The following is a 22,807-nucleotide window of genomic DNA, read 5'->3' on the forward strand; positions in this document are numbered from 1 at the left end:
CTTTGCCTTGCCTCGCGACTGATGATGTCGGTGACCTGACTGGATGCGATGACATTGACGGGATGACAGATCAGGAGCAACTTGGGCGCACCGACCGAGCCCCGGGCGGGCCCGGCCACCGCGTGTGCGGTGAAAACCTCGAGCAGCACGGAGACTGACGGGAGGAAGAAATGATCCGGGTCAAGGACGTTTGCGATCGAGCACAATCGCTATGGCTGCGGGTGGTGCGATCGACCCACCCTGTCGACGATGTCGAGAACGAGGAGCTGTATCGGCTGATCGACGGCAAAAACAAGGATAACACCGGCACCAACTTCGAGGCGTCCCGCTTCGACATCGAGACCCGTCTATCGCGATGGGAGAGCTACAAGCCGCCGAACCGTAACTGAAAACTATTCCGGTTCGGAGTACTTTGGACAGCCAGCCACCGCGCTGGGCTTTTCCATTTCAGTGAACAATGCGATCGGCTATCTCGGCTCGAAGCCGGGTTACGAGCGCGAGTGGCCCGACCGCGACCCGGCGAGCACTGCGAGGGCGCAGCAAGATGCTGATGGCGAAAGCGGTCAGTTGGCTTTCGGCGCGAACCTTGCCGTCCACTCTTCCATCGACATTTGCTGCCGGTCGCTGGGTTCGAATTTTTCGACTGGTCGGCAGAGTGCTCTCACGGCAGAGTGCGACCATGTGCAATCTCTACAACATCACCACGTCGCAAGAGGCCGTCCGCCAATGGACTCGGACTTTGCGGGACATCTTGGGCAACCTTGAGCCGTCCATCGACATCTATCCCAACCAACCCGGTCCGGTGGTGCGCAACGCACTGGACGGACAGCGCGAGCTTGCCAACCTTCTGTGGGGCATGCCGACACCCACCGAGCGGATGAAGGGGAAGGCCGACTACGGCACCACCAACATACGCAATCCACAGTATGGCCATTGGCAGCAATATGTCGGTGTCGAGAACCGCTGCGTGGTCCCCGTGACGAGCTTCGCGGAACCGAGCCCGACGCCCGGCGACAAGGACCCCGAGACGGGCATCCAGCGGAACTATTGGTTCGCGCTCAATGAGGACCGCCCGCTGTTCTTCTTCGCTGGCCTCTGGACGCCATGGCATGGGGTGCGCAAGGTCAAGGACGGTCCCGGCGACTTCGAGCTTTACGGTTTCATGACGACCGCGCCGAACGCCCTCATCAAGCCCATCCACGAAAAAGCCATGCCGGTGATCCTGAGGACGCAGGAGGAAACCGAGACGTGGCTGACAGCGCCTTGGTCGGAAGCGAAGCGGCTGCAGCGCACGGCCCCGGACGATGCCCTGGTGATTGTCAAGAAGCCGGCCACGCAGATCAAGTTTCCGCAGCAGGCACCGCAGGCTCCGGCTCAGGGCTCACTGTTCTAGGCGGTGTGGACAAATTCCGCATACCACCGTGGCCCCCAGCGCCCCCTGGGCCGGCAGGGGCGAGGCGCGAGGCCGACGACGGAGTGGACCTCAAGGCCGAGCAACGCTGCCAAGGCCGCCGCTTCGATCGGGACCTTGGCCGATGAATTTTCGAGGAGGGTTTGAGCTTCTTGTTCGTTCCTTCGTCACTACGGCGAAACCCGAACCCTCCTCAATATACACTCCCAAATGTCTACCATAGGCGATAATGGATGAGAGATGTCGTCAAGACCTGATGAACGAGAGCAGGTCGGGGTTGAGGACATCCGCATGCGTGGTGAGCATGCCATGGGGATAGCCGGGATAAGTCTTCAGCGACCCGTTCTTAAGCAGGTCGACCGCACGCGGCACGGAACTTGCGAACGGGACGACTTGATCAGCCTCGCCATGCATCACCAGCACCGGCACGGTGATCTTCTTGAGGTCTTCGGTATAATCTTCGAGCCAAGAGTCGACAGTCGCGTAATGAGCGAGGGCACCGCCGGCCATGCCTTGGCGCCACCAGTTCGCAATGATCGCCTCCGAAGGCTTCGCCCCATCCAGGTTGTAGCCGTAGAACGGATTCTCAGGGACGAAACGGTAGAACTCCGACCGGTTGCCCAGCACGCCTGCCCGGATCGCTTCGAACCACTCCGGCGGTTGACCGGACGGGTTGTCCTCGCTCCGGTACATGTTCGGCGTCAATGAAGCGACCAGCGCCGCCTTCGCGACGCGCTCCTGGTGGCGAGCGACATAGCGCGCCACCTCACCGCCACCTGTGGAGTGGCCGATGTGGATCGCGTCGCGCAGGTTGAGGTGTTCAGTCAGGGCCGCGAGGTCGGCAACCCAGTGGTCCATGTCGTTGCCAGTGCTGGGCTGGTCGGACCGTCCGTGGCCGCGCCGGTCGTGGGCGATCACCCGATAGCCGTGGCGAAGGAAGAAGGTCATCTGGGCGTCCCAGTCGTCCGCTGTCAGCGGCCAGCCGTGGCTGAAAACGATCGGCTGGCCTGAGCCCCAGTCCTTGTAGAAGATGTTTACGCCGTCTGTAGTAGTGATCGTGGGCATTGTTCAGCTCCTTTAGATTAGCCGCGGATGAGAGTCATCGCTCGCTGGCGCGGCGTTCCAGCGATGATCTGGTAAACCAAGACGACCAGTCGTCTATTAATTGGTCAAAATGTTTAACTCAGCAGAGATGGCAAAACAAAGCGCTCGAAGCTGTCGAAGGGCGCCCGGCTACGTTCGACCTTGGCCCGCATGACCGCCCCTTCGAACGTGTCAATCAGCGCGACGGCAAGCTGCCCTGGATCCTTTCCGGCCGACAATTCCCCTTTCTCCTGCGCTTCCCGCAAGCATGAGGCGAGCGCGGCCGACCACTCGCGATAGATCGCCGCAAGCTTGATCCGCACATCCTCGCTCGTCGGCGTGACCTCCAGTGCCATGTTCCCGATCAGGCAGCCGACCGCGTAACGGCGGCGCTCGTGAAACTCGGCAAGCCCGGCGAAATAGCGCGCGATGCGCGACAAGGGCGGCGTCCGGCGTTGATTCAAAATGGCCCCATACTCAGCGACAACCGCCTCCCAGTATTCGGTCAATACGGCGACGGCGAAGGCTTCCTTGCTGTCGAAGTAATTATAGAACGAACCCTTGGGCACGCCGGCTGCCGCGGTGATCTCCTGCACGCCCGTGGCGTTGAAGCCGCGGGTGCTCACAAGGTCTCCCCCTTTTTCCAGGAGGCGCGATCGCGTTTCAGGATTGGCTGGTCTAGGCATGGGTTAATATATGACCGGTCGTCTTATTATCGTCAAGCAGTTTTTTGGTGTGGGCATCGGTTCGTCCGGTTGAACTGCGTCTCCAGCCGCTGAAACTACCGGATAGACGAGGCATTTCGTTGACGCCGTCCAACGCGCTCTTGGCTGCTCGCGGGGCGGGTTCACCAGTAAGCTTCACTGCCTGGCTGACGCCCTCGGACGACCGCTCGCTTTCATCCTAACCAGCAGCGAAGCGACAGACTGCAAGGCGTATGATGCATTAATCGGCTTGCCCGAGCGCACGCCCGACGCCCTGCTCGCAGACAAGGGATACGATGCCGAGGCCATTCGTGCCGACCTTGCCGATCGGAAGATCGAGGCCGTCATTCCAGGTCGCTCAAATCGTCGCGTAAAAATCGAGCATGACCGCGCTCTACAAGCAGCGTAATCGCATCGAACGCATGTTCGGTCAGCTGAAGGTCAACCGCGCCATCGCCACCCGCTACGACCAACTTGGCCAGCAGTTTCCTCGGAATGGTCCATCTCGCCACCGCCAGATACTGGCTCAAATTTGTCCACGCCGCCTAGGCTAGCTGTCATCCTTCCAGATCACCCGCCGCACCATGCGGATTTCAACAAGCCGCCTCACGCGTATCTTCATGCCCTCCAATGCGCTTGGCAGCAGGATGTCCACGTCGAGCTCGCGGCGTTTGCACCGCTCGCAACGCATGTGCCGGGCCACGTCCCAAAACGGAATGTCCCCGACGAGCTTGGCGAGGTCCCCCGGCAGGTAGTGGCGGGTGATGTTGCAGTTGATGCAGCGGACGCGGATCAGCTGCCCGACCTCATGCGCTCGGCACAAGGTCTGCACAAGGCGGCGCGGTCGTCTGCTCTGTTCCGGCATGGCCAAAAATAGGAACCTATTCCTCGCCGAGTCAATTCGCTCTTGACATTTTCGTTCACTTTTTGTTCACTGCGGCTATGCAGCGTTTGGAGGAATTGCCGTGGATCGCATTGTCACACTCAACAGCCGTCAGGAGGCAGCCCTCCAGGCCCATGCCGAGGACTTCATCGCAGTCTACAAGGGCGACGTGATGAAGGCGCTCAAGGAAATGATCGTGCTCAACGGGCACCTTCAAGAGCGGCTCGACGCGCTCTCGGCCCCGCGCAGAGCAAGCCGCTAGAGGAGGGACCGCAAATGGCCAGGGCGATGTTCCGGCTCGTGGACTCGGCCAGCCGTCGCCCGTACAATCCCGGTTCTGCTGCGCTTGAAGGACAATTTCGCGAATGGCCGAGGGACGCGTCCAACGCCGTCTTGCCGCAATCCTGGCCGCTGACGTGGTGGGTTATACGCGCCTGATGGGCAGCGACGAGGCCGGCACACTTGGCAAACTGAAGACGATACGAGCCGACCTCATCGACCCCAAGATGGCCGAGCACCAAGGCCGCATCTTCAAGACGACTGGCGATGGCGTCCTCGCCGAGTTTCCGAGCGTCGTCAACGCCGTGGCTTGTGCGGTCGATATCCAGCGGGCCATGTCGGACCGAAACGGAGCCATACCCGAAACCCGGGCAATACAATACCGGATCGGGATCAACGTCGGAGACGTAATCATCGAGGGTGATGATGTGTTCGGTGATGGGGTGAATATTGCGGCCAGGCTTGAAGGCATAGCTCCGGCAGGCGGTGTCACGGTCTCGGGGGCGGTGCGAGACCATCTTGGAAGTCGCCTCGATCTTCAGTTCGATGACATTGGCGACCAGACACTTAGGAATGTCGAGCGGCCCGTTCGAGCCTATGCAGTGCGCCTGGATGTGCCTGCCGAAGTCCCTATCGCGCAGCCTTCGCCTTCGGACAAGCCCTCCATCGCGTTGCTGCCGTTCGTCAATATGAGCGACGACCGTCAGCAGGACTACTTTGCCGATGGGATCACAGAGAACGTCATCACCGGATTGTCTCGGTTTCGCGATCTTTTCGTCATCGCGAGCAATTCGACGTTCGCCTACAAGGGCAAAGCCACGAAGATACAGGATGCCAGCCGGGAGCTGGGTGCCCGCTATATCCTGGAGGGCAGCGTCCAGAGGTCGAAGGACCGCGTCCGGATTACGGCCCAGCTCATTGACGGCAAGACCGGGGGGCACCTTTGGGCAGAACGCTACGACCGGGGCGTCGACGATATCTTTGCCGTGCAGGACGATGTCACCGAAAGAATAATTGGCAGTTTGGCCACAGCGTACGGAGGCCGACTGTTAAAGGCGTGGCAAGAGCGCCCGGAAGTCGCTGGGACGCGGAACTTTCAAGCGCTGGACTACTTCGTGCGGGGTATGGAGGCTATGGGCCATATTACCAAGGAGGGCAATCAGCGTGCACGCGAACTCTTTCGCAAGGCCGGTGAGCGGGATCCCAAATTTGGCAAGGCCTTTGCGAAGGTTGCCTGGACGCACATGATGGACGTAGTCGATGGATTTAGCGAGAACCCCGAGTCCTCGTTGGCTCATGCTTTGCGCTACGCCAATCTCGCCATCGAACGCGACGACGCTGAAGCGTGGGGCCACTACGCTCTCGCAGGACACTGCTTGTATTGCGGGCAGTACGAACCTGCCATTGCAGCATTTCACCGCGCCCTTGATCTCAATCCCAATGATGCAGACATTCTCATGGACTTTGGCTACTGCCTGAGTTGCGCGGGAAGAACCACCGAAGGCCTCGACGCAGCACAAAAGGCGTTGCGGCTTAATCCTCGCCATCCCGAGTGGTACGTCGTACAGCTCGGCCAGATTTATTTCGACTCCCGACAATACCATGAAGCAGTCACGGCTTTGCGTAGCTTAATGATAATCGACACGGTGTACCGCTGGCTCTATTTGGCAGCCAGTCACGCTGCATTGGGGAATATGACCGAAGCGAAGATGGCCGTGGCGCGGATCAATCAAATAGACCCGGCAGCCACAATCGTTGGGCGAACTGGCCCCCAAATGACGCCTTACAAAAGTTCCGGGGATCTGGAACACCTTCGCGAGAATTTGCGCAAGGCCGGCATGCGGGAATAAGACGAAAAGCTGGCGCTTCGCCATCGGCGTACCCGGTGAGGGTCGGCTCCTATCGCAGTGTCTTCGTCTGCCTATCGCCGACCCATGCTCCGCCGTTCACGCAGAGCGGGCTTGCCCGTATGCCGTGCTGGCAGCCATGCCAAATCGCAAGATCGGTCGAGCGCGCCATGTCCCGGAGGGCCTAGCTGGTGTCGCCACGGAGGACGAGACGGTGAAGGCGGCACTTGAAAACTACCATGCCCGAATGCAGCGGGTGCTGGACCACATAGACCGGCATCTCGACGACGATCTGGGCCTGGATGCGTTGAGCGGTGTCGCGGCGTTCTCGAAATACCATTTCCACCGGCAGTTCATGTCCACCTTCGGCTTGTCGGTGCATCGCTATGTCCAACTCGCCCGCATGAAGCGCGCTTCGTACCGGCTGGCCTACACGCATGCCCAAAGCGTCACGGACATAGCGATGGATGCCGGCTACGACGCACCGGATGCCTTCGCCCGCGCCTTTCGGCAACGGGTTGGGCAATCGCCGTCGTCGTTTCGGAAGTCTCCCGAATGGGAGCCGTGGCTTGCGGCCTTCGGACCTCTCGACAACGCCAGGAGCAAGCTCATGCAGAAGACTTTTACCMCCGACGACGTGACGATCCGCGATKTGGCCCCGACGSSGGTGGCGATCATRGAGCATCGGGGCGACCCGGCGATGCTCGGCGCCACCATCCAGCGGTTCATCGCCTGGCGCAAGGCCGCCGGCCTGCACCCCAGGACAAGCCCGACCTYCAATGTCTGGCGTTCGGAGCGGCGTCCTGCGTCGCCTGCCGATTATAGCGTGGACCTTTGTGTCGGGACCGGCCAACCGATCGAGGCGAACGACGAACACATGAAGGCTGGCGTGATCCCCGGCGGACGCTGCGCGGTGCTGCGTGTCGTCGGCAACACCCACAATCTGGAGCCCGCCGCGCTCTACCTCTATCGCGACTGGCTGCCGGCCAGTGGCGAGGAAGCACGCGACTTCCCGATCTATTGCCAGCGGCTGAGCTTCGTCCCGGAGGTGCCGGAACATGAGACCGTCGCGGAGCTGTTCCTGCCACTGAAATAGCACCGCTGGACCCCCTCACATCGCCGGCGGCTCAACCAGCGAAACCCCGTTCAGGCCGGCGATGATATCGGACAGCGCCGGCACGAACTTCTCGCCATGGCCGGTTGCGACCGCGGTGGCGAAGCCGTTGCGCACCGCCGCACCGATCGGGTTGGCGACATTGGCGGCCTGGGCGAAAGAGGCGAGATAGGTCATGTCCTTGAGCGCATTGACGATGGCGAAACGCTGGGCGTTCTCGTTGCGGGTCAGCACGAAATCGAAGAAGGCCTGGTAGAAGCCGCAATCCATGCGGCTGCCGGAGATGACGCTGTTGAAGACCTGCGGCGTCAGCCCGGCCTTGGCGCCGAGCGTCAGCGCCTCGGAGTAGATCGCCGAATAGCCCATCGAGACGAAGTTGTTGAGCAGCTTCATCGTGTGGCCGCTGCCGGTAGGTCCGGTGTGGATGACGCGCGCCGCAAACGCCTCGAGCACCGGCCGCGCGCGGGCGACGGCGTCGGCCGGGCCACCGACCATGACGTCGAGCTTGCCTTCGGCCGCTTCCTTGGGCGTGCGCGCCAGCGGCGCATCGATCAGCGTCATGCCAAGTGCCGCCAGGTCAGCGGCAAGCGCTGTCGTCGATGACGGGTTGGAGGTCGAGCAGTCGATGACCAGCAGCGGCTTGCCTGCCGCAGCCAGTCCATCCTGTCCCTTGATCAGCATTTCCACCTCGCGCGAACCGGTGACGCACAGGATGACGACATCGCAGGCGGCGGCGAGCGCGCGCGGGCTTGCCGCCTCGGTGGCGCCGGCTGCGATCAGCCGGTCGGCGGCGGTGCGGCTGCGATGCACGCACACCGTCAGTGGCCAGCCCTTGCGCAGCAGATTGTCGGCCATGCCGGCGCCCATGCTGCCCAGACCGATGAAGCCTATGCGTTCTTTCATGCAATCCTCCAAATGGCCCACGTTGGCGGGCCGCATTTCGTCACCTTGCGGCGGGCACCTGTCGATGCAATCCTTTGAAGAAGAATCGGCCTTTGCCGAAGAATCGGACCGGAGGCCGTATCCCCCGATGGCGGAGCCCATGCTTTTCGATGCCATACCGCAAGCGCCCAATCTGCGGACCGGGCTGGTCAACACGCTGATCGCGCAGATCGAATCCGGCGACCTGGCGCCGGGTCAGCGGCTGCCGACCGAACAGGAGATCGTCGCCGCTACCGGCGTCAGCCGCACCGTCGTGCGCGAGGCGCTTGCGGCACTGCGCGCCCGTGGCCTGATCACCACGCGTCAGGGCCTCGGCGCCTTCGTCGCCAAGGATCCGCTGCCGAGGACCTTTTCCATCCTGCCGGACGACCTTGAATCGATCGACGAGGTGCTGCGCGTGCTCGAACTGCGCATGGGCATCGAGGTCGAAGCGACCGGCCTTGCCGCCGAGCGGCGCAGCGACGCGGCACTCGAGCAGATGGGCTCGCGGCTGGACGCGCTGGAGGCGGCGGTGCGCGCCGGCGGGTCGGGGTCGGAAGAGGATTTCGGTTTCCATCGCGCCATTCTCGCGGCGACGCAGAACGCCAATTTCACCCGGCTGTTCGACACCTTCGGCAGCGCCATGATCCCGCGCCAATGGATACGGCTCGACCGGATGACCCTGCCCGAGCGGGAGAAATACCTGGCACGCATGCAGCGCGAGCACCGCGCCATTCTCGCCGCGATTGAGGCCAGGGATGCCAACGCGGCGCGGCGCGCCATGCGCAGCCATCTGACCAAGAGCTATGCCCGCTTCGAGGAGTTGCGCGACAGGGCAAGCCACGACTGAGCGCTTGCTCATGCCGTCGCTCCCGCCACGCCGCCGAGATAGAGTTCGCGCATCAGCGACATGTCGCGCAATTCGGCAATCGGCCCGGAGACGACGATGCGGCCGTTCTGCATGAGATAGCCGCGCGACGCGACGGAGAGCGCCAGGCCGGCATTCTGCTCGACCAGCAGCACCGAAGCGCCGAAGCGCTCGCCGATGCCGAGGATGATCGCCTTGATCTCCTTGACCAGCAGCGGCGACAGGCCGAGCGACGGCTCGTCGAGCAGCAGCACGCGCGGCCGCGTCATCAGCCCGCGCGCGATCGCCAGCATCTGCTGCTGGCCGCCGCTCAGCGAGCCGCCCTTGTCGCGCCGCTTGGTGGCAAGGATCGGGAAGAAGGCCAGCATCGTTTCGAAATCGGCCTCCACGGCGGCATCGTCGCGGCGCGCATACGCGCCGAGGCGCAAATTCTCCTCGACGCTCATCTCCACGAAGATCTTGCGCCCTTCCGGCACCAGCACGACGCCGCGCCTGGCCATGACATCGGCGGCAAGCCCGGTCACGTCAGTGCCATCGAAAGAGATGCTGCCGGCGCGCGGCCGGATCAGTCCGGCGATCGCCTTGAGCAGCGTCGACTTGCCGGCGCCGTTGGGGCCGAGGATGGTGACAATCTCGCCCGCCCCGAGCGTCAGCGAGACGCCGCGGTTGACGATGGTCGGCCCGTAGCCGGTGACGACATCGGAAACGGCGAGCAGGTTCACAGATCGCCTCCCAGATAGACTTCCAGCACCTTGGGATCGGCAAGCACCGTCTCGGTCGGCCCATCGGCGATCTTGGAGCCGAAGTCGAGCACGGCAAGGCGCCGGCACAGCATCTGCATCAGCTTCATGTCATGGTCGATGACGCAGACGGATATGCCGTGGCCGGGAAGCTGACGGACAAGTCCGACAAGAGCTGTGGTTTCGCGGTCGTTGAGGCCTGCGGCGGGTTCGTCGAGCAGGAGCAGCGACGGCCGCGTGGCGAGCGCCAGCGCAAGGCCGAGCAGGCGCAGGCTGCCGAACGGCAGCACACCGGCCTTCTCATTGGCAACCGCGCTCAGCCCGACGAAATCGAGCAGCGCCTGCGGAGTCGGCCACGGGTTGGCGATGCTGCCCGTCCCGACATGCTCACCGGCGATGCGGACATTCTCCAGCACGCCAAGGCCGGCAAAGGCCATTGCCTGCTGGAAGGTGTAGCCGATGCCGGCCCGCGATATGGCATACGGCTTGAGGCCGGTGATGTCCTGACCGCGGAACAGCACGGTGCCGCCGCTCGGCCGGTGCACGCCGGTGACGACATTGAACAGCGTGGTCTTGCCCGAACCGTTCGGACCGACGACGCCGAGGATCTCGCCCTCTTCGATGGCAAGGTCGACGCCGGCCAGAGCCGTGACGCCGCCGAACTGCTTGCTCAGGCCGCTGATGGCCAGGATCGGGCTCATCGCCGTGCCTCCGAGGGCGCCGCGTTGCGCTGTTCCGTCTCCTGTTTCGGCTTGCCTGACAACACTGCACGAAGCGCGCGCACGATGCCGCCGATCAGGCCATCGGGCAAAAGCATGATCACCGCGATCAGGCAGACGCCGTAGACGATGCGCGACTGGACCGGGTCGAGGTTGAGCACTTCCGGCAGGAAGGCGACCAGGATGCCGCCGGCGAGCGGCCCCTCGATCAGGCGGGCGCCGCCGATCATGACCATCAGCGCCAAATAGATGCTGGGGAAGGAGGAGAACTGCGACGGGGAGATATGCCCGAGGAAATAGGCCAGCAACACGCCGGAGATGCCGGCAAAGACGCCGCTGACGACAAAGGCGCCGATCTTGTGCCGGCCGACATTGATGCCGAGCGAGGCGGCAAGCTTCTCGTTCTCCCGGATGGCGCGCAGCGTGCGGCCATAGGACGAGTTGATGATCGCCCAGCTCGCCACCGCCGCGGCCGTCACGAAGGCCACCACCATCAGGTAATAGCGCGTCAAATCGCTCATATCGGCGCCGAACAAGGTGACCGGGCCGGCAAGGTCGAGCCCGGTCGCGGCACCGGTATAGTCGCCGCCATTGGTGAGGACGATGGCGAGCAACTGCCCGAAGGCAAAGGTCATGATGACAAAATGGTGGCCGCCGACCCGCAGCGACGGAATGCCGACGATCATCGCGAACACGGCACTTGCCAAAGCCGCCGCCGGCAGTGCTGCCCAAAACCCCACGCCAAAGTCCCGCGCCAGGATCGCCGCCGCATAGGCGCCGACGCCGACCAGGGCCGCGTGCCCCATCGACAGGATGCCGGTCTGGCCGAACAGAACCGACAGGCCGTAGAGTGCGATCACATTGATGCCGGCCGAGATCGCCAGCGACAGGAAGCGGTTGCTCGGCGAGAACAAYGGCACCAGCGCGATCAATGCCAGGATGACCAGTACCGGCAGCAGCGATCGCAATGCCTTGAAGGTGGAACCGGCGCGATCCTGGTGGAGGCCATCCTTCATGACGCCATCCTGGGTCCGCTGGTGCCGCCGAACAGGCCGTGCGGGCGGACGATCAGCACCAGGATCATCAGGGCGAAGGAATAGGCATCGGTCCATTGCGAGAAGCCGTAGCCGGCGCTGAAGCCTTCGACGATGCCGAGGATGAGCCCGGCGGCGACGGCGCCGTAGATGTTGCCGAGCCCGCCGATCAGCGCCACGGCAAAGCCCTTCATCACCATGGTGCCGCCCGTGAACGGGGTGATCGGAAACAGCGCGATCAGCAATGCGCCGCCCAGCCCGGCCAGCGCACTGCCGAGCACGAACACGCCGGTGATGTAGCGGCGCACCGGAATGCCCATCAGGGCGGCCGTATCACGGTCTTCGACGCTCGCCCGCAACGCCCGGCCGTAGCGGCTTGCGGTGATCATGCGGAAGCTGAGCGCCACCACGGCAATGGTGATCGCGATGACCATGACGCGCACCGACGCGATGCGCACGCCGCCGACCTCCCAGACCGTGGTCAGCGGGCGCGGGATGCTCTTCTGGTTGGGGTTCCAGAACAGCACGACGACATGCTGCAAGACGACGATGAGGCCGAGCGAAACGATGAAGCCGTTGGTCGGTCGCTCCAGCGTGAAGCGGAAAAGGCCGCGCTCGAGGATGTAGCCCATCAGCCCGACCGCCAGGATCGCCAGCACCACCGCCAGCGGGAAGCCGAGGCCGGCGCTGACGGCAAGCCAGGTGACGATGCCGCCGATCATCAGGAATTCGCCATGGGCAAAGTTGATGATGCCGGTCAGGCCGAAGATCAGGGTGACGCCGATGGCGATCAGCGTAATCACGCTGGCGATCGAAAGCCCGTTGAGGATCTGCTGGATGAAAATGTCCACGGCTCGCATTCTCTGTCGAAGTGATGGCGCTTTTCACGTGGTGGCCGGCTTTCAAGCCCTGCCTGCATTTCTGAGAAGGAGAGGTTGGCGGCGTGAGTGACGCCGCCAACTCAAGGTAGGTTCGCCAGATCAGCTCTTCGGTGCTTCAGCCGGTGGCTGTTGCATCGAGCAGGAGATGGCGCCGCCGGGTGCCGCGGCGCAGACCTCGGTGGCATGGGTGACCTGATGGGTTGGATTGAAGGTCAGATCATCCGAGACCACGCCCTGATGGTGCAGCGTCAATAGCGCCTCGACCGTCTTGTCCGGATCGAAGCTGCCCGCCTTCTCCCACGCTTCGGCGAGGAAGTGGACATAGTCGTGGTAAAGCAGCGACACCGACGAGGTCACGCCGTGCGGCGCGCCGGCCGCGAAGTAAGCGTCGAAATAGGCCTTGGCTTTCGGGTTGGACGACTCGCCCCAGCATACCGGCACGCAGCTCATCGCCACCGGCACGTCGGCCGAAAGCTGCTTTTCCTTCCAGATGCCGGGATCGACGCCGAACAGGAAGTAGCTCTTGGCGGCTCCCAGTTCGAGCGCCTGCGGCAGCGCCGTCAGCGTTGAATCGCCATTGTACCAGAAGTGGATGATATCCGGATTGAGGCTCTTGGCGCGGGTCAGGAACGGCGAGAAGTCGGTCGTGTCAGGCGGATAGAAGATGATGTCGGGAACGTCCTGCCCCTCGGCCTTCAGCGCCTTGAAATAGTAGGACGACAGGAACTGGCCGGTGGCGTCGTTGCCGACGATCATGACCGATTTCTTCGGCTTATAGCCAAGCAGCGGCTCGAGCAGCGTGAGCACGCCGCGCGCGGTCGATCCGGACCGCTGGAATTCCTGCGGCTCGGACTGGAAGAGATAATGATCCTCGCCGCCCGACTTGACCGAGTCCGGTGTCAGGATTTTCGCCAGGGTCGAATTGCCGGCGAAATGGATGATCTTGGCCGGCTGCGTGATCTTGGCCATGGCCAGCGTGAAGTCATGCGTTTCGGATCCGAAGATCGCCTGCACCTTCACGTCGCGCACCAGTTCCTGGGTGGCGGCGATTGCGGTCGCGATATCCGTGCGGTCGTCGCGTTTAACCATTTCCAGTTTGTAGTTCTTGCCGCCGACATTGATGCCGCCGGCGTCGTTGATCTGTTTCACGGCCAGTCCGACGCCCGCCGGCAAGGTATGGCCGGCGGAAACGAACGAGCCCGACTCCGCCGCGACGACGCCGATCTTGACGATGTTGTCCTCGGCGAATGCCGGATGAGCAAGCACGCCAAGGCACAAGGCCGCCGACGCGCCCATTTTCAGAACGGTTTTCAACTTGAGATCCTCCCGACTCCAAATCATTGCAGTCTTACCGGGTTGTCATACAACCCTGTTATCTGGTAAATCCAACGAACGGGGATGTCAATCGCGTTGCCATGCGATAAAAGGCGGCCCGCAGATCAGCAATCACCACCAAGCCGCAGTTAGGAACAGGACATGCAGTCACGGAAATTCGGCCGTACCGGCCACGACGTCAGCGAGATCGGCTTTGGCTCATGGGCGATCGGCGCCGCCTGGGGCGAGGTCAATGACGACGATGCGGTGGCCGCCCTGCATGCCGCCCTCGACGCCGGCGTCACCTTCATCGACACCGCCGACGTCTATGGCGACGGCCGTTCCGAAAAACTCATTGCCAGGGTGATGAAGGAGCGCGGTGGCGAGCGGCCGTTCATCGCCACCAAGGCCGGAAAGCGCCTGCCGCAGCAAACGGTCGAGGGGTTCAGCCAGAAGAACTTGACCGACTGGATCGACCGCAGCCTGAGATATCTGGAGGCCGACACGCTCGATCTGGTGCAACTGCATTGCCCGCTGACCGACCTCTACTATCATCCCGAAGTGTTCGAGCGTCTCGACCGTCTCGTCGAGCAAGGCAAGATCCGCAACTACGGCGTCAGCGTCGAGCGCGTCGAGGAGGCGCTGAAGGCGATGCAGTATCCCGGCGTCGTCAGCGTCCAGATCATCTTCAACGCCTTCCGCCAGCGGCCAGCGGAACTGTTCTTCGACCTGGCGAAAAAGAACGATGTGGCGATCATTGCTCGCGTCCCGCTGGCCAGCGGTTTGCTGTCGGGCAAGTTCAAGGCGGATACCAAATTCGAGGACAGCGACCACCGCAAATTCAACCGCCATGGCGAGGCCTTCGACGTCGGCGAGACCTTCTCGGGCGTGGCCTATGAGGTTGGGCTGGCGGCGGTCGAGCGCATCCGGCCGCTGGTTTCCGGCGACACGACGATGGCCAAATTCGCCCTGCGCTGGATCCTGATGTTCGACGCGGTCACGGTGGTCATCCCGGGCGCCCGCAATCCGGCGCAGGCGATATCCAATGCCGAAGCGGCGGACCTTGCGCCGCTATCGGATGAACTCATGGGCAAGATCCGGGATATCTACGACCAGGACATCAAGCCCCATGTGCACCAGCGCTGGTGATCGAAGGCCCGCAAGCCCTCGTCAGTTCACGGCGCGGCGAACCTGATGGCTGGGGCAAGCCTGTTCGCCCTCTATCAGTTTCCCTGGCCCAGCCTACTTCGCTGGCTGAGCTACCCGGCGGCTTGCGAGATGAGCTGGGCGATCTCGTGCGGGTGAGAGATCAGCGACAAATGGCTTGCCTTCACCTCGATGGTCTTTGCGTTCATGCGCTTTGCCATGAAGCGCTCGAGATCCGGGTTGATCGTGCGATCCTCGGTCGAAACCGCATACCAGCTTGGCTTCGAGCGCCAGGCCGCTTGCGTCGTCTTTCCGGTGAAAAGCTTGTCCGAGATCGGCCCCTGGACGGCATAGAGGATGCGCGCCTTCTCGTGAGCAATATCGCCGGCGAAATCCCGCAGGAAGGCCTCCTCGCTGAGCTTGCCATAGCCTTCGGACCAGACAAGGCCGGCGGAGGCAGGCGGCGCCGCAAAGGTCTTGGCGAGCGCCGTGTAGTCTTCGCCCGCGTCCGGAGCGCGCGCCGCGACATAGACGAGCGAGGAAACCTTGGGATCCATGCCCGCCTCGGTGATGATCATGCCGGCAAAGGAATGTGCGACAAGTATCGTCGGTCCATCCTGGAGCGCGATCGCTCGCCGCGTTGCATCGACGCCCGCCTCCAGCGTGGTCAGCGGATGCTGGACGACGGTTGCCCTGAAGCCGGCCTGCTGCAGCATGCCAACCACGTCCGACCAGCACGAGCCATCCGCATAAGCGCCATGGACCAGCACGACATTGCGGGCCTTGGGGCCTGTCTGCGCTTGCGACTTGTGGGAGCCGGCCAACAAGCCCGTCGCCACCCCGGCGACAAGTGCGGTGGAGAAAGTACGCCGATTTATCATGATCGTGAATTCCTTGGGCGGTTGGCAGATGGGGATCTGGTTTGTGCCGAAACTTCGGCCGAGACGAGTCGCAAGCGCTTTGTGCGGCGCTCACGTCCAATCTTCGCAGCCCAGTGCGCCTTCATTACAGCCGTCACCGCTTCGTGATCGCCTGCCACGGGCTGCCTCCTTCAGCAATGCATTGTCCCCGCGACTATCCACAGGTTCGCCCGGCTATTTCGATGCGTGGGGCGGTGGCGTAGAATGACATGCAATTCGGCGGGTCTGCAGCCCGCCGACGTCTGGGGAACGAAGTGGAGAGCTTGATGCGGAACACGATGCTGGGCTTCGCGGCACTTATCCTGGCCGCGTGCCAATCGGCTCCTGAAGCGCCGCAATCGGCCGCTCCCGAACCCGCGGCCATTGCTCCCCTATCTACCTTGGATCCGGCCGCCGCTGCTCCTGGTTCGGCCACGATGGATCAATCCACAACGATCACCCCGCCAGCGAAGGGCGTTCCTGCAAAGTACGCCGCGTTCTCGGGCATGTGGGCTGGACGGTTGGAGGGGACGTCCGAAGCCAAAGTCGCTGTGCAGACGATTTCTCCCAGAGGCGATGTGACGGCCACGGTTGCGTGGGGCAATCTGGGCGACAACAGTCCCGGAGAGGCAGCCGGCGCTGGAAGAATTGCGGGGAATACATTGAAGCTCAAGCGCCTCCCGAATGGCGCGGACGTCAGTCTTGTGATGCTGCCCGAAGGAACCTTGGCCGGAACCGTTGCGCTTGCCGGCCAGACCTACACGGGCCCGTTCATCAAGCAATGATCACTGAACCATCCAACCGGCCGCATTGATTGCGCATCGTCTTCCGGTTCATCTCGGACTGTTCAAGCGTAACGATGGCCACCGTGAAGGACGGGACAGACGCCATCGTCTTGTCGCATGCCTCGTCTTTCCCGCGGCTTGATTGGAGCGGCCCGGCATCCCTTCTGTTGGGATGAGCTAGGACACCGGGCCTAACCGACAGGATGCCTGTGAGGAACAATGCCGCCGGCTGGATAATTTATGCGCCTCCGCTAATGTAAAGTGAAGCCCATCCGAACGAGGGAACGCAACGGTCCGGCGATGACCGACAAACCGGTGACGACCTGCATCGTGAGCGTGTTCGAGGAGCCGACGAAGGACAGGCGAAGGCTTTTTATCTCGCCAGAGAGATCGGAGACAAGGTGCGGATCGACTGATCACGCCAAAGAAGCGAAAACTGAAAATGGCCGGCACCTGTTGGGCGGGGGGCCTGGTTGGGGTAAAGGCGCCGGCCAGGCGGAACAGGTCCGCCACCCGAACAATCTAACAGACGGACCGCTGGCGCCTATGGTGTTATCGCGGAAGCAGGGCCGGACACCGATGGACCCCGCCGACGCACACATGGCGGTTTGCCGCCCGCTATCCCTGACACTTGACTCCTCGACGGGAGACTTCGAGGGACGAGGAGTCGTATGCCGATACGACCTAGCTTTCGATATATTCGTGCTCGAACCCAGCAAACTTCGTCAGGCCTGGTTGATCGAGTACGCGCACCTGGCCTTGGCGGAATTCGAGAAACTTGCGCTCGCGCAATTCCCGCAGCATTCGATTGACATGAATTGGAGTGAGGCCGAGAGCGTCAGCGAGATCGTACTGGGTGAGAGGGCATTCAAAGCTGTTCTGGGTAACAGAGCCGGTCCGTTCCAGACGCGCCTTCAGTTCGAGGAAGAGATGCGCTGTCCGCGCCAATGCGCTGCGTCGTCCTACATTGGTGAGATGTTGAGCGATAACCGCTCCGTTGTGCACGAGGGTTTCGAGAACAAGGGAGAAGAGATGGGGCGATTGCATGGCAGCAAGGGTAAATGTCTTGGTCGAAGCCACCAGCACCGTAAGTTCAGTTTGAGCCACGAACGTTTCAAGAGCGCTGCCCGAGTACGATTGAGGCAGGACGATATCGCCTCTCAGTGCAAAATCCAGGATCTGTCGCTGCCCGCCGGCGAGTTCATGGGATCTACAGCCCCAGCCCGACTCGACTATGAACATGCGATCGCTGTCCTCGCCCTGATTGACGATGACCGTCTCCGCCAGATAGCGCTTCGGCGTGAATCCCAACGTCTTGATAAGCGCYGCATCGTCGTCGTTAAGTCCGACATACGATGGACGATTTTCATTCCCGCGCGAAAAAGGATGTGAAGCGTACGTCATCTATAGCCCCGCCCAATGCCCCAAAGTACCTCCCTCTGATGGAATGTACATCAAATTTGATGTGATGAGTATCCGTTGATGGCAAACTATCGATCGGTGTAGCGACGGCGCTTTTCGATGAAAATGCGCAGGTTCCACCGGCTCGCCACCGGCACGCTTCGAAATTGGCATGTGGCGGCAGGACTAGGTTTTGTTTCTCTTGAAACTTTCCCGCATGGAGTCGACGATTTCGCTGGCAATGAGACAGCTGCGATTGTCGACCTGATCGGCGGCATTTCGTAACGTCGTCGACGCGTCCTTCAGCAATCCTCTGATCTCGGCCGCTGACAACAGCTCGGATGCTTCGAGTTCCAGCAGCACGGATTCACTCACGTGCAGCGCGGCAAGCGCCACCGCTCTCGGCCTGGTAGCAAGCAGTTTTAGGAGGTCACCGCTGGCCCTGGCACGCGCTTTTTTTTTTGCCATAGTTGCGTCTCAACCGTTCGGACATGAAGGTTCATAGGCTCAAAATTACAACGCCTCGACGAGTTTGCCGCAACTCCAAGATCGGAAGAGGTCGCTCAATGCCTCTCTTTGAGGCATCCTGTAAGCATACTATCCCGGTTTGCAGCCACGACACAGAGGCACGGGATACCGAATTAGCCGTAGTTACTACCTCCCTACCACCTCTGGGCTACCGTGGTTACAAGCCGACGCAGGAGAAAGCATAGCTGCTCGTAGCCTCTTTGGATTGGCGTCGCTCAGGTTCGCCGTATACGACCACAGTGGCACGAACATCGTATCCCAGGATCGGCGCATTAGCGGCGGCTGAGGACCTGCTTCAGACCTGTCTTGCCCACATCCAAAGCTGGAAGCGGGAAAGGTTCGACCTGTCCACCGGTCTTGTCCAGATACTGCATCAACGCCGTCACCAGATGGTAGAAGATGCTTGCCGGGACTTCCGTCGCCACGGATCTTCCGCGCTCGTCGATCCTGTCGACCCACAAGCCAAGCGGTGCGGGATCGATATGCCATCTGAACAGGCGCGCGACGCGAGCTTCGATCTCGGGTTTCAGATCAGGCCCGCCAATGCCGTCCAGGGCGGCGGCTGCCTTGACGGCTTCGCATTGCGGCCAGCTGCGGGAGAACCGGTCGAGAGGCATTCCCTGCCGCGATACGGCTGCGTAAGCCAGACCCGTGGCTCGGTTCAATCCACTGGCGACCGCCGATGAATAGAGCTTCCTGGCGTAGGCGACCAGGTCTTTTTGCCCGCTCGCCCGCGCGAACTCGACAAGGAGCGAGGCCCATTCGAAATGATGCCCTGGTTCGGTCCATTGTCCTTTGTCTCCCGGCAAGGGCAGCCAATCGGCGTCGAAATATTCCCCAAGCGTCCAGCTTTCCTGGTCGAAGAAATGGCACCGGAAGAGATCGATGACGCGTGCCGCCCGTCGCAGATAGGCACGGTCGCCGGTGACGCCGTACCAGGCAAGAAAGGATTCCAGCATGTGCATGTGCGGGTTCGAAGACCGGGCCCCGTTGGAGCCGGGGCTCTCGAGGAACCCGGACAGGCTGTCGTCCTCGAGATGGGTGTCGACGAAATGAAATGTCTGTTGTGCAAGCCGCAGGGCGTCCTGATGGCCGCATCGATGAGCATGAGCCAGCGCCAGGAGCACGCAGGAATGATCGTAGGCGTCCTCGGTCGGGTCAGCGACGCTGCCGTTGGCATTGAGCGTGCGCACCCAGCCGCCACGGTCGGTGCGGCCGTATTTTGCGATGAAGTCGATACCGTGGTCGATGAGTTTGTCGGCCGGTCCAGTCCAGCCGCGTTCCTTGGCCACCGCGAAAGCATAGATTTGGCGAGCCATCGTCCGCATGCGCTTGGGTTTGCCCAATGGCCTCGCATCGAAGCCGAGAGCCTCGTGGAAGCCGCCATATACATCGTCGACACCGGCAGTGGACCACAATGGCAGGGTTTCTTCGAAGAGCCAGTGTTCGACACGCTTGCGCCATGAGCCGCTGATGATGACCCGGTCTTCCGAGGCGGTGAATTTCGTTTCGAGGCGTCCGCTCTTCTCCAGCTGTTCGACGACTTTCTTCACGTGCTGGCTGTGGCTGACGGGGGCGACGAACACCGCGTCCGGCGTCGCCACTATCGCTACATCCTTCATTCCGACGACGGTCAGCAGCCTGCCCTGGCTTCTGAGGTAGGAGTTGCCGCAATCCATGGCGACGATGTCCCCCATGACGACATTGCCGTCGCCGTCGGTAGGGCTGGCTTCCAGCAGCGATTGCCACGATCCAAGGTCGTTCCAGCGGAAGGAAGCCGTGACCATCGCGATGTCGCCCGCATGCTCCATGATCGCGTAGTCGATCGACGTCGAGGGGACAGCCAGGTAGAAGCCCTGTGGCAGGTACAGACCCGAGACCTCGGTCCGCGCTGTCTTGTAGGCCCGTTCCGCAGTCTCCCAGATGTCCGGCTGGAAATCGAGAAAGGCCTTGCGCATGGTGTCGGCACGGAAAAGGAAGATGCCCGCGTTCCAGTAGAATCGTCCCGACGCCAGGTATTGGCGTGCCGTTTCGGCGTCTGGCTTTTCGACAAAGCGTGAAACCGAGGCTACTCGGTCACCATTTGCCGTGGCCTCGATGTAGCCATATCCGGTTTCGGGATGCGTCGGCTTGATGCCGAACACGATGATACTTCCTGCATCGGCGGCAGGCACGCCCGCCTCGACGGTTTCCCAGAATTGCGCTTCGGTCGATATCTGATGGTCGGACGGGACCACGAGTACCAGCGCGTCGGCGCCATGTTCGGAGATCGTCTGCAGGGTGGCAATGGCGACCGCGGCGGCGGTATTGCGGCCGACCGGCTCGAAGATCGGTCTGCCGCCGTTCAGGCCGAGCGGAGCAATGTCCGAGATGACGCGGTCGGCATGCCGTTCGGACGCTATCAGGTAGATCGGTGTCTCACCGTCCGGCCGCGCCTTGAGGCGTCGAACAGTCTTCGCAAGCATGGAGCCGTCGCCCGAAAGGTCGTGGAATTGCTTGGGATTGTCTTCGCGCGAAAGCGGCCACAGCCGTGAGCCGACGCCCCCGCTCATGACGAAGCTTACGATCCGGTCCGGCATGGTCCAATTCCTCTCAGCCAATTCCCATCAGAATGTCTGGTTGTAGGCTCCGACCTCTGGATTGCGGCGCAGTACCGCATCGAGAGCCTCGAACATCTCGCGGCGTCGTTCCGACGAGACGGGGCTTTCCACCACGACGACAATCTCCGGTTTGTTCGACGAAGCCCTGACCAGACCCCATGTGCCGTCCTGGGCAACCACACGCACCCCATTCACGGTGACGAGATTGGCCAGCGGCTGGCCAGCGAACTCGATCCCGTCCCCCTTCATTTTCGTGAATTCCCCGACAACTTTCGCGACCACGCCGTATTTCACCTCGTCCGGGCAGTGGGGCGACATGGTCGGGGTGCCGAAGGTCAGCGGCAGATCGCGGTAAAGGTCGGCAAGTGTCTTACCCTGGTTGCGGTCGAGCATCTCGCAGACGGCGATCGCGGTCAGCAGACCGTCGTCGTAGCCGCGTCCAATCGGCGGGTTGAAGAAGAAATGCCCCGACTTCTCGAAACCAGCGATGGCATTGAGTTCGGCAACGCGCCTCTTGATGTAGGAGTGCCCGGTCTTCCAGTAATCCGTCCTTGCACCGTTCTGCAGGAGGACGGGATCTGTCATGAAAAGGCCCGTCGACTTGACGTCCACGACGAAGGCGGATTTCGGGTGCAGGCCGGAGATGTCTCGCGCCAGCATGACGCCGACCTTGTCTGCGAAAATCTCGTTGCCTTCGTTGTCGACCACGCCGCAGCGGTCGCCGTCGCCGTCGAAGCCGAGCCCGACATCGGCACCCGTCTCCAGAACCTTGTCCCGGATCGCGTGCAGCATCTGCATGTCTTCGGGATTGGGGTTGTAACGCGGAAACGTGTGGTCGAGCTCGACGTCCAGCGGGATGACTTCGCAGCCGATGCCTTCCAGAACCTGCGGTGCAAAAGCACCGGCGGTTCCGTTGCCGCAGGCCGCCACCACCTTCAGCTTTCGACCGAGGTTCCTTCCGGCAGTCAGGTCTTCGATGTATCTCTCGCGAAATCCGGACACGAATTCATAGCTTCCCCCGCCTATGAGATCGAAATCGCCGTCCAGCACGACCGCTTTCAAAGCGGTCATCTCATCAGGCCCGAATGTCAGAGGCCTCTGCGCTCCCATCTTCACGCCGGTCCAGCCGTTCTCGTTGTGGGAGGCCGTCACCATGGCCACCGACGGAGCGTCGAGCGCGAACTGGGCGAAATAAGCGGTGGGAGAAAGTGCCAGGCCGATGTCCTTGACGCGCGCGCCGGCCGCCATCAGGCCGGAGACCAGCGCCATCTTGATCGCCATGGAATAGCTGCGGAAATCATGGCCAGTGACGATGTCCGGGCCAACGCCCATTCGGCGGATCAGGGTGCCGAGCCCCATGCCGATCGCCTGCACGCCCATCAGATTGAGTTCGGGTTCTTTGTCCGAACCTGGCTGCCCGAACCACCAGCGCGCGTCGTATTCCCGGAAGCCAGTGGCTTTGACCAGGGCGCTGGTTTCGAAGGCGAATGTGTTTGGCCTGGCTTGGCCGACTATGGTCACGGTCACGGTTTCCGCTCAGCAGTTACAGGCGAATAGTCCTAGCACGCTGCCGGACGCAGCCCCCTTCATGAATTCGAGTAGCCCTAACGCGCTGGTTTGCACCCCCTCATCCAATAGGAGCATGACCGC

The 22,807-nt window shown here is 62.1% G+C and carries 22 protein-coding genes and 1 pseudogene; 9 read left to right on the plus strand and 14 right to left on the minus strand.

The features are described from left to right. The first annotated feature begins 170 nt into the window (after positions 1–170). Positions 171–389, plus strand: coding sequence for a hypothetical protein (locus tag AC1D0I_RS22360; RefSeq protein WP_457151242.1), 219 nt, complete (start codon positions 171–173; stop codon positions 387–389). Positions 390–679: 290 nt separating this feature from the next. Beyond that, positions 680–1,393: an SOS response-associated peptidase gene (locus tag AC1D0I_RS22365; protein ID WP_477397805.1), complete on the plus strand. Its 714-nt coding sequence runs from the start codon at positions 680–682 to the stop codon at positions 1,391–1,393. Between the two features lie 264 nt (positions 1,394–1,657). Here AC1D0I_RS22365 and AC1D0I_RS22370 read toward each other — a convergent pair whose 3' ends face one another. Then, positions 1,658–2,476, minus strand: coding sequence for an alpha/beta fold hydrolase (locus tag AC1D0I_RS22370; protein ID WP_271576301.1), 819 nt, complete (start codon positions 2,474–2,476; stop codon positions 1,658–1,660). Between the two features lie 113 nt (positions 2,477–2,589). Continuing rightward, positions 2,590–3,120 (minus strand): TetR/AcrR family transcriptional regulator, encoded by a 531-nt coding sequence (locus AC1D0I_RS22375; RefSeq protein WP_457152747.1) that lies wholly within the window; start codon positions 3,118–3,120, stop codon positions 2,590–2,592. A gap of 190 nt (positions 3,121–3,310) precedes the next feature. Here AC1D0I_RS22375 and AC1D0I_RS22380 point away from each other — a divergent pair. Next, positions 3,311–3,747 (plus strand): annotated as a pseudogene (locus tag AC1D0I_RS22380) (IS5 family transposase); the annotation flags it as partial. Position 3,748: 1 nt separating this feature from the next. Here AC1D0I_RS22380 and AC1D0I_RS22385 read toward each other — a convergent pair. Beyond that, positions 3,749–4,063, minus strand: coding sequence for a hypothetical protein (locus AC1D0I_RS22385; protein ID WP_457152750.1), 315 nt, complete (start codon positions 4,061–4,063; stop codon positions 3,749–3,751). A gap of 100 nt (positions 4,064–4,163) precedes the next feature. Here AC1D0I_RS22385 and AC1D0I_RS22390 point away from each other — a divergent pair, with 100 nt between their 5' ends. From AC1D0I_RS22390 to AC1D0I_RS22400, 3 genes are all read left to right on the plus strand, one after another. Further along, a complete protein-coding gene (locus tag AC1D0I_RS22390) occupies positions 4,164–4,343 on the plus strand; it encodes a hypothetical protein (protein WP_477225763.1) in 180 nt (59 codons plus the stop codon). Between the two features lie 103 nt (positions 4,344–4,446). Further along, complete coding sequence (locus AC1D0I_RS22395; RefSeq protein ID WP_477397773.1) at positions 4,447–6,210, plus strand: adenylate/guanylate cyclase domain-containing protein; 1,764 nt, start codon at positions 4,447–4,449, stop codon at positions 6,208–6,210. 211 nt (positions 6,211–6,421) lie between these two features. Then, positions 6,422–7,303, plus strand: coding sequence for an AraC family transcriptional regulator (locus AC1D0I_RS22400; protein WP_477397807.1), 882 nt, complete (start codon positions 6,422–6,424; stop codon positions 7,301–7,303). Positions 7,304–7,318: 15 nt separating this feature from the next. Here the strand turns inward: AC1D0I_RS22400 and AC1D0I_RS22405 are convergent, their stop codons facing one another. After that, positions 7,319–8,224, minus strand: a complete 906-nt coding sequence (locus AC1D0I_RS22405) for an NAD(P)-dependent oxidoreductase (protein WP_477397775.1) — start codon at positions 8,222–8,224, stop codon at positions 7,319–7,321. A gap of 127 nt (positions 8,225–8,351) precedes the next feature. Between AC1D0I_RS22405 and AC1D0I_RS22410 the strand changes: the two genes are divergently transcribed. Beyond that, the gene (locus AC1D0I_RS22410) at positions 8,352–9,092 is read left to right on the plus strand and encodes a FadR/GntR family transcriptional regulator (RefSeq protein ID WP_184871733.1); all 741 of its coding nucleotides are present in this window, start codon (positions 8,352–8,354) and stop codon (positions 9,090–9,092) included. Between the two features lie 8 nt (positions 9,093–9,100). Here the strand turns inward: AC1D0I_RS22410 and AC1D0I_RS22415 are convergent, their stop codons facing one another. From AC1D0I_RS22415 to AC1D0I_RS22435, 5 genes are all read right to left on the minus strand, one after another. Further along, positions 9,101–9,832 carry an ABC transporter ATP-binding protein gene (locus AC1D0I_RS22415; protein WP_477397777.1) on the minus strand — a complete coding sequence of 244 codons (732 nt, stop codon included), beginning with the start codon at positions 9,830–9,832 and terminating at the stop codon, positions 9,101–9,103. Then, positions 9,829–10,551, minus strand: coding sequence for an ABC transporter ATP-binding protein (locus AC1D0I_RS22420; RefSeq protein ID WP_477397779.1), 723 nt, complete (start codon positions 10,549–10,551; stop codon positions 9,829–9,831). Before AC1D0I_RS22420 ends, AC1D0I_RS22415 begins: the two co-directional genes overlap by 4 nt. Beyond that, positions 10,548–11,585, minus strand: a complete 1,038-nt coding sequence (locus AC1D0I_RS22425) for a branched-chain amino acid ABC transporter permease (protein ID WP_477397781.1) — start codon at positions 11,583–11,585, stop codon at positions 10,548–10,550. Before AC1D0I_RS22425 ends, AC1D0I_RS22420 begins: the two co-directional genes overlap by 4 nt. Next, on the minus strand, positions 11,582–12,463 hold the full coding sequence (locus AC1D0I_RS22430; protein WP_095080594.1) for a branched-chain amino acid ABC transporter permease: 882 nt from the start codon (positions 12,461–12,463) through the stop codon (positions 11,582–11,584). Before AC1D0I_RS22430 ends, AC1D0I_RS22425 begins: the two co-directional genes overlap by 4 nt. Positions 12,464–12,583: 120 nt before the next feature. After that, positions 12,584–13,798, minus strand: a complete 1,215-nt coding sequence (locus tag AC1D0I_RS22435) for an ABC transporter substrate-binding protein (protein ID WP_477397783.1) — start codon at positions 13,796–13,798, stop codon at positions 12,584–12,586. Positions 13,799–13,960: 162 nt separating this feature from the next. Here AC1D0I_RS22435 and AC1D0I_RS22440 point away from each other — a divergent pair, with 162 nt between their 5' ends. Beyond that, positions 13,961–14,947, plus strand: coding sequence for an aldo/keto reductase (locus AC1D0I_RS22440; RefSeq protein ID WP_477397785.1), 987 nt, complete (start codon positions 13,961–13,963; stop codon positions 14,945–14,947). Positions 14,948–15,057: 110 nt separating this feature from the next. Here AC1D0I_RS22440 and AC1D0I_RS22445 read toward each other — a convergent pair whose 3' ends face one another. Beyond that, positions 15,058–15,828, minus strand: coding sequence for an alpha/beta fold hydrolase (locus AC1D0I_RS22445; protein ID WP_477397809.1), 771 nt, complete (start codon positions 15,826–15,828; stop codon positions 15,058–15,060). A 302-nt stretch (positions 15,829–16,130) separates the two neighbouring features. On the opposite strand from AC1D0I_RS22445, the gene AC1D0I_RS22450 reads away from it, so the two are divergent. Then, positions 16,131–16,628 (plus strand): hypothetical protein, encoded by a 498-nt coding sequence (locus AC1D0I_RS22450; RefSeq protein WP_477397787.1) that lies wholly within the window; start codon positions 16,131–16,133, stop codon positions 16,626–16,628. A 684-nt stretch (positions 16,629–17,312) separates the two neighbouring features. Here the strand turns inward: AC1D0I_RS22450 and AC1D0I_RS22455 are convergent. The 4 genes from AC1D0I_RS22455 to AC1D0I_RS22470 all read right to left on the minus strand — a co-directional run bounded on the left by AC1D0I_RS22455 (position 17,313) and on the right by AC1D0I_RS22470 (position 22,684). Then, positions 17,313–18,032 (minus strand): Crp/Fnr family transcriptional regulator, encoded by a 720-nt coding sequence (locus tag AC1D0I_RS22455; RefSeq protein ID WP_095080601.1) that lies wholly within the window; start codon positions 18,030–18,032, stop codon positions 17,313–17,315. A gap of 183 nt (positions 18,033–18,215) precedes the next feature. Further along, entirely contained in the window at positions 18,216–18,497 is a 282-nt protein-coding gene (locus AC1D0I_RS22460) for a hypothetical protein (protein ID WP_143748636.1), read from the minus strand. Positions 18,498–18,829: 332 nt separating this feature from the next. Next, positions 18,830–21,136 (minus strand): AGE family epimerase/isomerase, encoded by a 2,307-nt coding sequence (locus tag AC1D0I_RS22465; RefSeq protein WP_477397789.1) that lies wholly within the window; start codon positions 21,134–21,136, stop codon positions 18,830–18,832. A 27-nt stretch (positions 21,137–21,163) separates the two neighbouring features. Continuing rightward, complete coding sequence (locus AC1D0I_RS22470) at positions 21,164–22,684, minus strand: phosphomannomutase/phosphoglucomutase (RefSeq protein WP_477397791.1); 1,521 nt, start codon at positions 22,682–22,684, stop codon at positions 21,164–21,166. Between the last annotated feature and the right edge of the window lie 123 nt (positions 22,685–22,807).

The sequence above is a fragment of the Mesorhizobium sp. P2_D1 genome, assembly GCF_056404455.1.

Excerpts from the sequence above, each read along its gene's own strand:
- AC1D0I_RS22430 (WP_095080594.1), bottom strand. The coding sequence starts at position 12,463 with ATGCGAGCCGTGGACATTTTCATCCAGCAGATCCTCAACGGGCTTTCG.
- AC1D0I_RS22465 (WP_477397789.1), bottom strand. The coding sequence starts at position 21,136 with ATGCCGGACCGGATCGTAAGCTTCGTCATGAGCGGGGGCGTCGGCTCA.
- AC1D0I_RS22450 (WP_477397787.1), top strand. The coding sequence starts at position 16,131 with ATGCGGAACACGATGCTGGGCTTCGCGGCACTTATCCTGGCCGCGTGC.
- AC1D0I_RS22365 (WP_477397805.1), top strand. The coding sequence starts at position 680 with ATGTGCAATCTCTACAACATCACCACGTCGCAAGAGGCCGTCCGCCAA.
- AC1D0I_RS22420 (WP_477397779.1), bottom strand. The coding sequence starts at position 10,551 with ATGAGCCCGATCCTGGCCATCAGCGGCCTGAGCAAGCAGTTCGGCGGC.
- AC1D0I_RS22440 (WP_477397785.1), top strand. The coding sequence starts at position 13,961 with ATGCAGTCACGGAAATTCGGCCGTACCGGCCACGACGTCAGCGAGATC.
- AC1D0I_RS22385 (WP_457152750.1), bottom strand. The coding sequence starts at position 4,063 with ATGCCGGAACAGAGCAGACGACCGCGCCGCCTTGTGCAGACCTTGTGC.
- AC1D0I_RS22410 (WP_184871733.1), top strand. The coding sequence starts at position 8,352 with ATGGCGGAGCCCATGCTTTTCGATGCCATACCGCAAGCGCCCAATCTG.
- AC1D0I_RS22395 (WP_477397773.1), top strand. The coding sequence starts at position 4,447 with ATGGCCGAGGGACGCGTCCAACGCCGTCTTGCCGCAATCCTGGCCGCT.
- AC1D0I_RS22370 (WP_271576301.1), bottom strand. The coding sequence starts at position 2,476 with ATGCCCACGATCACTACTACAGACGGCGTAAACATCTTCTACAAGGAC.
- AC1D0I_RS22460 (WP_143748636.1), bottom strand. The coding sequence starts at position 18,497 with ATGGCAAAAAAAAAAGCGCGTGCCAGGGCCAGCGGTGACCTCCTAAAA.
- AC1D0I_RS22405 (WP_477397775.1), bottom strand. The coding sequence starts at position 8,224 with ATGAAAGAACGCATAGGCTTCATCGGTCTGGGCAGCATGGGCGCCGGC.
- AC1D0I_RS22360 (WP_457151242.1), top strand. The coding sequence starts at position 171 with ATGATCCGGGTCAAGGACGTTTGCGATCGAGCACAATCGCTATGGCTG.